Source organism: Sphingopyxis sp., assembly GCF_036402335.1.
In the GTDB taxonomy this organism is placed as follows: Bacteria; Pseudomonadota; Alphaproteobacteria; order Sphingomonadales; family Sphingomonadaceae; genus Sphingopyxis.
Window position 1 is genome coordinate 1 of the sequence record NZ_DASWTD010000391.1, and the last position, 7,638, is coordinate 7,638.

At 64.4% G+C, this 7,638-nt stretch carries 8 protein-coding genes; all 8 read left to right on the forward strand.

What is annotated here, in order from left to right; all coding sequences use genetic code 11:
- A partial coding sequence (gene hslU, locus VGD20_RS12395) for an ATP-dependent protease ATPase subunit HslU (protein WP_331134738.1) occupies positions 1-928 on the forward strand: 928 nt, incomplete at its 5' end.
- A 143-nt stretch (positions 929-1,071) separates the two neighbouring features.
- Positions 1,072-1,941 carry a helix-turn-helix domain-containing protein gene (locus VGD20_RS12400; protein ID WP_331134739.1) on the forward strand — a complete coding sequence of 290 codons (870 nt, stop codon included), beginning with the start codon at positions 1,072-1,074 and terminating at the stop codon, positions 1,939-1,941.
- Between the two features lie 114 nt (positions 1,942-2,055).
- Positions 2,056-3,003, forward strand: coding sequence for a tetratricopeptide repeat protein (locus VGD20_RS12405; RefSeq protein WP_331134740.1), 948 nt, complete (start codon positions 2,056-2,058; stop codon positions 3,001-3,003).
- Positions 2,957-3,961: a tRNA lysidine(34) synthetase TilS gene (tilS, locus tag VGD20_RS12410; protein WP_331134741.1), complete on the forward strand. Its 1,005-nt coding sequence runs from the start codon at positions 2,957-2,959 to the stop codon at positions 3,959-3,961. The genes VGD20_RS12405 and tilS overlap by 47 nt, the downstream gene beginning before the upstream one ends.
- An 82-nt stretch (positions 3,962-4,043) precedes the next feature.
- Entirely contained in the window at positions 4,044-5,987 is a 1,944-nt protein-coding gene (ftsH, locus tag VGD20_RS12415; RefSeq protein WP_331134742.1) for an ATP-dependent zinc metalloprotease FtsH, read from the forward strand.
- Between the two features lie 72 nt (positions 5,988-6,059).
- Positions 6,060-6,419 carry a hypothetical protein gene (locus VGD20_RS12420; protein WP_331134743.1) on the forward strand — a complete coding sequence of 120 codons (360 nt, stop codon included), beginning with the start codon at positions 6,060-6,062 and terminating at the stop codon, positions 6,417-6,419.
- A 35-nt stretch (positions 6,420-6,454) separates the two neighbouring features.
- The gene (locus tag VGD20_RS12425) at positions 6,455-6,934 is read left to right on the forward strand and encodes a hypothetical protein (RefSeq protein WP_331134744.1); all 480 of its coding nucleotides are present in this window, start codon (positions 6,455-6,457) and stop codon (positions 6,932-6,934) included.
- Between the two features lie 20 nt (positions 6,935-6,954).
- Positions 6,955-7,560: a DUF3800 domain-containing protein gene (locus VGD20_RS12430; RefSeq protein ID WP_331134745.1), complete on the forward strand. Its 606-nt coding sequence runs from the start codon at positions 6,955-6,957 to the stop codon at positions 7,558-7,560.
- Positions 7,561-7,638 lie beyond the last annotated feature (78 nt).

The following is a 7,638-nucleotide window of genomic DNA, read 5'->3' on the forward strand; positions in this document are numbered from 1 at the left end:
AGAGGCCGCGATGGAGCGGCTGCTCGACGCGCTCACCGGCAAGGGTGCCAGCGAGGCGACGCGCCAGAGTTTCCGCCAGCGCATCCGCGAAGGGCATCTCGACGACAGCGAGGTCGAGATCGAGGTCACCGACGTCCCCGGCATGCCGTTCGAACTGCCCGGCCAACCCGGCCAGATGAGCATGATCAACCTGTCGGACATGCTCGGCAAGGCGATGGGCGGCGCGCCCAAGAAGCGCCGCAAGCTGAAGGTTATCGAAGCCGCGACGCGGCTGATCGAGGAGGAACAGGACAAGCGCCTCGACCAGGATGACGTCGCGCGCGTTGCGCTCGCCGACGCCGAAGCCAACGGCATCGTGTTTCTCGACGAGATCGACAAGATCGCGGTCAGCGATGTCCGCGGCGGGTCGGTCAGCCGAGAGGGTGTCCAGCGCGACCTGCTGCCGCTGATCGAGGGTACGACGGTCGCGACCAAATATGGACCGATGAAGACCGACCATATCCTCTTTATCGCGTCGGGCGCCTTCCATGTCGCCAAGCCGAGCGACCTGCTGCCCGAATTGCAGGGCCGCCTTCCGATCCGCGTCGAGCTCTCGGCTCTCAGCGAATCCGACTTCGTACGCATTCTCAGCGAGACCAAGGCCGGCCTTCCTGAACAATATGCCGCATTGCTCGGCACCGAAAATGTGACCCTGTCGTTCACCGCAGATGCGATCGCGCGCGTTGCCAAACTGGCCGCCGAGGTCAACGAGCGCGTCGAGAATATCGGCGCGCGGCGGCTGCAGACGATCATGGAGCGACTGGTCGAGGAGGTCAGCTTTGGCGCCGAAGACATGTCGGGCACCACCCTCGCGATCGATGCAGCCTATGTCGAACGCCAGCTTTCGGAGGTCGTGGGCGACACCGACCTCAGCAAATATGTGCTCTGAAGTGCCGTTTTTCGGGCGGGCTTAAATCGACGTCTTTTCAGCCGTTCGTTTACCGAACTTCATTTGACTTTGCCGCGCCGTAAATGCGATGAACGGCGCGGCACGGTCGAAATGGGTTGCAAGCGACCGGCACGGAGACACCAATGGCAGAAGAAGAAGTCGCCCCCGAGCAGGGCGAGTTGGCGATCACGCGCACCGGCGATCGGCTTCGGCTGGCGCGGGAGGCTGCGGGATTGTCGCTCGCCGACGTGGCGACGCGGACGCGGATCACCCAGCGCCATCTGGCCGCGATCGAAAAGTCCGATTTTTCGGAACTTCCCGGGCGCACTTATGTCACCGGTTTCGCGCGCGCCTACGCACGCGCCATTGACCTTCCCGAGGCCGAGATCGGCGCCGCGGTGCGCCGCGAACTGGAAGACGACGCTTATGGCGCGCGCCCGCTTTACGAGGCTTATGAACCGACCGATCCGGCGCGCCTGCCCACAGCCCGGCTGACCTGGACGCTGGTGATCATAACGCTGTTGCTCGCGTCGGCCTATGGCGTCTGGCGGTTCCTGTCGGTCGAACCCGACGAAGCGTTGATTGCGGCACAGAACCGGGCAGCCGATGCTTCGGAAGCCCCGCAGGGCGATGTGGCGGCCGCTCCGGCGACCAAAACCGGAAATTCCGCCGCAGCCGTTGCCGCCAACGCGCCCGTCGTGCTCACCGCGGTATCGGAAGTCTGGATCGGCTTCGACGATGCGCAGGGCAAGACCGAGAATTGGCGGACACTCGATGCGGGCGAAACCTATCAGGTACCGCCAGCGTACACCGAACAATTCACATTGCGTACGAGTATCCCGCAGGCGCTGAAAGTCACCGTCGGCGGCCGCGACATCGGTTCGGTGGGCCCTGCCGATACGCTGGTCAAGGGTTTCTCGCTCAAACCGGCCGACCTTATCGCCCACGCCGAAGGAAGTGGCGGCCCGGCGAACGCAACGACAACGACCGCGCGTCCGCAGCCCAAGGGCTAAATCGGCAATCATTCGGGCCGGTTGGAGCGGCAGCGTACCGAAATGGGTTTGCGCTGTCGCACCCTGCCGCGTTATGAACGACAAAATGGTTAATTGGTGGGGGCCTAACGGCAGATGAGAATGCGTCATATCACTTTCCTGGGTGCGGCAACGGCTGCCCTCGTCGCGACCATGCCCGCGCAGGCGCAGGAAGGCGCGATCGACAAGCGGGTCGAGCGGCTGGAAAAGGAAATGCGCGCGGTGCAGCGCTCGGTATTTCCGGGCGGCAGCCCGACCTTTTTCGAAGGCGAAATCGCGCCCGACAACACGCCGGGCGAACGTTCGCGCACCAACGCCCCGGTGATCGACTTGACGGCGCGCGTCGATGCGCTCGAAACCCAGTTGCAGACGCTGACCGGCCAGACCGAACAAAATGCCTTCCAGCTCCGCGAGCTCGAAAAGCAGTTCACCGCCTATAAGGCCGAAATGGAAAAAAGGCTCGCCGATCCGTCGGCGGTGGCCGCTCCGACGACCACTCCGGCGGGCCTCGCCCCGACGGTAAAGCCGCCCGCGACCACGCCGACAGTCGCTGCGACGCCGGCGAAAAAGCCTGCGGCAACACCGGCGGCCAAGCCGGCCACCTCCGACGCGGCGCGGCTCGCGCTCGTCAAGAAGGTCGAGGTCCCGGCGAGCGGCAATGAAACCAAGGACGCCTACGACTATGGCTATCGCCTGTGGGAAGCCAAGCTCTACCCCGAAGCGCAGGCCCAGCTGAAGACGGTCGTCACCAAATGGCCGAAGAGCAGCCAGGCCAGCTTCGCACAGAATCTTCTCGGCCGCGCCTATCTCGACGAAGGCAAGCCGAGCCTCGCCGCGGTGGCGTTCTACAATAATTACAAGGATCGCCCGAGCGGCGCGCGTGCCCCGCACAGCCTGATGTACATGGGCGTCGCTCTCGATAAGCTCGGACGCAAGGCCGACGCGTGCAAGGCGTTCCGCGAACTCGACGAAGTCTATGGCGACAAGGCGCCGCAGGATGTCCGGACCGATGCAGCCGCCGCAAAAACAAAAGCAGGTTGCTGACCGCGATTCGGCGGGCCGGCTGGGCGGCGATCTCGCCGCGCTCGCCGGATCCGACTGGCACCGCTTCCATTATGGCGTTGCCGTGTCGGGCGGCCCCGACAGCATGGCACTGCTCTGGCTGATGGCAACCTTGTTGCCCGGGCAGGTCTGGGCGGCGACGGTCGATCATGGGCTGCGCAAGGGTTCGGACGAAGAAGCCCGAATGGTTGCGGGTTTTTGCGAGCGCGAGCATATCCCGCATTCGACGCTGCGTCCGCCAGCACCGATCAAGGGATCGCAGCAGGCCGCCGCACGAACCGAACGCTATCGCCTGCTCGAACAATGGCGCGAGGCCAATGCGCTGAGCCATATCGTCACGGCGCACCATGCCGACGATCAGCTCGAAACCATCGTCATGCGGCTTAATCGCAGCAGCGGAGTCGGCGGCCTTGCTGCAATCCGCAGCCGCAACGGCGTCATTTTGCGCCCGCTGCTTCACTGGCGCCGGAGCGATCTCGTCCATCTCGCGCTCGAAAACGACCTGCCCTTCGTCGACGATCCGTCGAACAGCGACAATCGTTTCGATCGCGCGCGGCTCCGCCATGCGCTGCAATCGCAGACCGCGCTCGATCCGGCGGCAGCGGCGCGCTCGGCGGCATGGCTGGCCGAGGCCGACGAAGCGCTCGACTGGGCGGTCGAGCGGCTGATCGCGTCCTGGCCCGACGCGTCGGATATCGCGGTAATCCGCGACGACGGCTATCCGCCCGAGATGTTCCGCCGCATCGTCGCGCAGCGGCTGCGCGCCAACGCCCCGCAGCTCGTGCTGCGCGGCGCCTCGCTCGACGGGGTAATCGCTGCGATGCACGAGGGACGGCGGGCGATGGTCGGCGCGCTGCTGATCGATGCCGTTCGGGGCCTCGAGGGGACGATTTGGCGCATTTCTGCGGCGCCGCAGCGAAAAGCGCCGAAAAAGGCCTGATTGCCTCATTGTCATTTAACCCGATTATCCTATCTTGTGACGGATAGGAGCGCAGTGCCGCGCCGTTGAGGAAAGAATCCGAATGCAGGACGACAAGGAACCGCAGGGCAACCCCTGGATGAAGAGCGTGATGATCTGGAGCGGCATCCTGCTTGCCATGCTCCTCGTCGCCTCGATGTTCGGCGGTGCTTCGCAGCCTGCGGGGAACCCGCTTGCCTATTCCGAGTTCCGGCAAAAGATTCAGGAAGGCAGCGTCAAGGACGTCGTCCTGTCCGAAGACAAGGTGACGGGCACGCTGTCGAACGGCGACCGCTTCACCGCCAACGTCGTACGCGATCCCGACCTGCTCAAGATGCTGAACGACAATGGCGTCAAATATGACGGAAAGCCGCAGGAAGTTCCCAATTTCTGGATGTACATGCTCGTCCAGTCGCTGCCGTTCCTGCTGATCCTCGGCATCGCCTTCTTCGTCTTCCGTCAGGTGCAGAAGAACAACGGTTCGGGCGCGATGGGCTTTGGCAAGTCGCGCGCCAAGATGCTCACCGAAAAGCAGGGCCGCGTGACCTTCGACGATGTCGCGGGTATCGACGAGGCGCGCGAGGAGCTTGAAGAAATCGTCGAGTTCCTGAAGGACCCGACCAAATTCTCGAAACTCGGCGGCCAGATCCCGAAGGGCGCACTGCTCGTCGGCTCGCCGGGCACCGGTAAGACGCTGCTCGCCCGCGCGATCGCGGGTGAAGCCGGCGTTCCCTTCTTTACCATTTCGGGTTCGGACTTCGTCGAGATGTTCGTCGGCGTCGGTGCGTCGCGCGTGCGTGACATGTTCGAACAGGCGAAGCGCAATGCGCCGTGCATCGTCTTCATCGACGAAATCGATGCGGTCGGCCGCCACCGCGGCGCCGGCCTCGGCAACGGCAATGACGAACGCGAACAGACGCTGAACCAGCTTCTCGTCGAGATGGACGGGTTCGAGGCGAACGAGGGCATCATCATCGTCGCCGCGACCAACCGCCCTGACGTGCTCGACCCCGCCCTTCTCCGTCCGGGCCGCTTCGACCGCCAGGTCGTCGTACCGCGCCCCGACATCGAAGGGCGCCAGAAGATCCTCGAAGTCCACACCCGCAAAAAACCGCTCGCGCCCGACGTCGATCTTCGCCGTATCGCACGCGGCACGCCCGGCTTTTCGGGCGCCGACCTCGCGAACCTGACCAACGAAGCTGCCTTGCTCGCCGCGCGCAAGGGCAAGCGTCTGATCGCCAGCGACGAGTTCGAAGAGGCGAAGGACAAGGTCATGATGGGCGCCGAACGTCGCTCGATGGTGATGACCGAGGACGAGAAGAAAGCGACCGCTTATCATGAGGCCGGCCATGCGCTCGTCTCGCTGCACGTCGAGCATAACGACCCGCTTCACAAGGTGACGATCATCCCGCGCGGCCGTGCGCTGGGCGTGACGTGGAACCTGCCCGAGCGCGACCGCTATTCGCAGAATATGAAACAGATGAAGGCGCGCCTCGCGCTCTGCTTCGGCGGGCGCATCGCCGAACAGCTGATCTATGGCAAGGACGAGCTCAACACCGGCGCGTCGAACGACATCCAGCAGGCAACCGACATGGCACGCGCCATGGTCATGGAATATGGCATGTCCGAAAAGCTCGGCTGGCTGCGCTATCGCGACAATCAGGACGAGGTGTTCCTCGGCCATAGCGTGTCGCGGGCGCAGAACATGTCCGAAGAGACCGCCAAGCTGATCGACGCCGAAGTGCGCCGCCTCGTCGAGGAAGGCGAAAAGGCCGCGCGCAAGGTGCTGACCGACCATCTCGACGAACTCCATCTGCTTGCCGGCGCCTTGCTCGAATATGAGACGCTGTCGGGCGAGGAAGCGAAGCGGGCGATCAAGGGCGAAGACATCGGCCGTGAGGACGATGCCGACAAGCGCGGCAAGCCCGTTCACGGGCACGCGGGCGGTATACCGCAGATCAAGCGCAAGCCGCGCCCGTTCGGCGACGCCAACCCGCAAGGCGCCTAGGCCTCGATTCAGGGACTATTCATTGGCCGGGGGCAATTTCGGCCCATGTCTATTGGAAAATGCGCGCGTCTGTTGCCTGCCCTGCTCGCCTTCCCGCTGCTTTGCGGGATGGCGCCCGGCGACATGAGCGTCGCCGCCTTTCTGGTCCGCGCGGATTCGATTTCGCGGCTGGGACCGCTCGCGCTCGCCACCCCGCAGGGGAATCAGCTGAAGGGTGAGGTTATCGCCGCAGGCAAGCGCTACAAGGCGCGGATCGATGCCGATCGCCGCGCCGGTCGCAGGACGACAAGCTGCCCGCCCGAAACCGGGACCTTGAGTCCCGAGCAATGGCTGTCGCACCTCCGGAGCTATCCCGTTCCCGTCCGCAAATCGGTCAGCATCAACACGGCCTTCGATGCGTTGATGAAGAAACGCTACCCCTGTCCCGCCTGATGCGCCAAGATGCGGGAGGACCAAAGGAGACCGCGATGACCGGCAAGATGTGGACTATTCTGGCCATGGCGGCCCTTGTCGCGGGACCTCCCGTGATGGCGCAGGAAACCGGCGCGCTGACCAGCAAGATCGAGCTGGAAAAATCGGTTGCGGGGGCCGACGGGCAGCCCGCAAGAAAGACCTATGTCGCCCCCGACGTCGTTGTTCCTGGCGACCGCGTCCGTGTCACCCTTATTTTCACGAACAAGGGCGCGGCCCCTGCCGCCGGGGTCAATCTGGTCAACCCGATTCCCGAAGGGCTGGTCTTCGACGAGATCGCCGACCCCGCGAACTTCGGCGTATCCACCGACGACGGCAAGACGTTTGGCGCGCTGGCAGCGTTGACGGTTTCGGTCGCAGGCGCTGCCGCCCGCCCCGCTACGGCAGCGGATGTCACGCATGTTCGCTGGCTATGGCCCGACCCCATTGCTCCGGGCCAGAGCCGGTCCGTAGCCTTTTTCGGGCGCGTGCGATGACCGTGCGGCAGCGCTGACCGATGACGATCTATTGCGATGAATCGGGTGGCCTCAATGCCGACGCGATGACCTTTTCGGCCGTGATGCTGACTCCGAAGGCCGCGGCCGACATCCATGCGCGATTTCGCGGGGTCACCGGGCTGCGCGGCGAACTAAAGGGCAGCCGCATCAGCATCGTCGAGCGCGCCTACCTGCTCGAACTGTTCGATCGTGCCGGTGGGCGGGCGTGGGTGGCCATCGCCGAACGCGACAAGCTCGCGCAGAATCCCGGGGGCACGCTCCCGAGCGATCTCGCGCTTTATGCCGCGCTGCTCAACCTCGCGATCGGGCGCTGGCTGCCCGAAACGGGCGGTGTCTGTACCGATGTGGTGATCGATGACGGCCGCTATGACCCGAAAATCCTGTCGCATGTTCGCGAAGAGATCCAGGCCGGGCTTGGCCAATGGGGGCGCGCTTCGCTTGCCGACAGCAAACGCAGCGACGGGGTCCAGATCGCCGATGTGATCGCCAACAGCCTGTTCAACATCACCGTAGGATCGCAGCGTGCGCACCGCATCCAGCGGATCATCGATCCTATGCTCGCGTCGAAAGCGATCCGCGTGGCCCACCTGACCCATATCGGCTGAAACGAGAAAGGGCCGCAGTTTCCTGCGGCCCCCTTGGCGATCGATTGTCAGCGCGACGCTTATTCGAAGTCGCTGCCA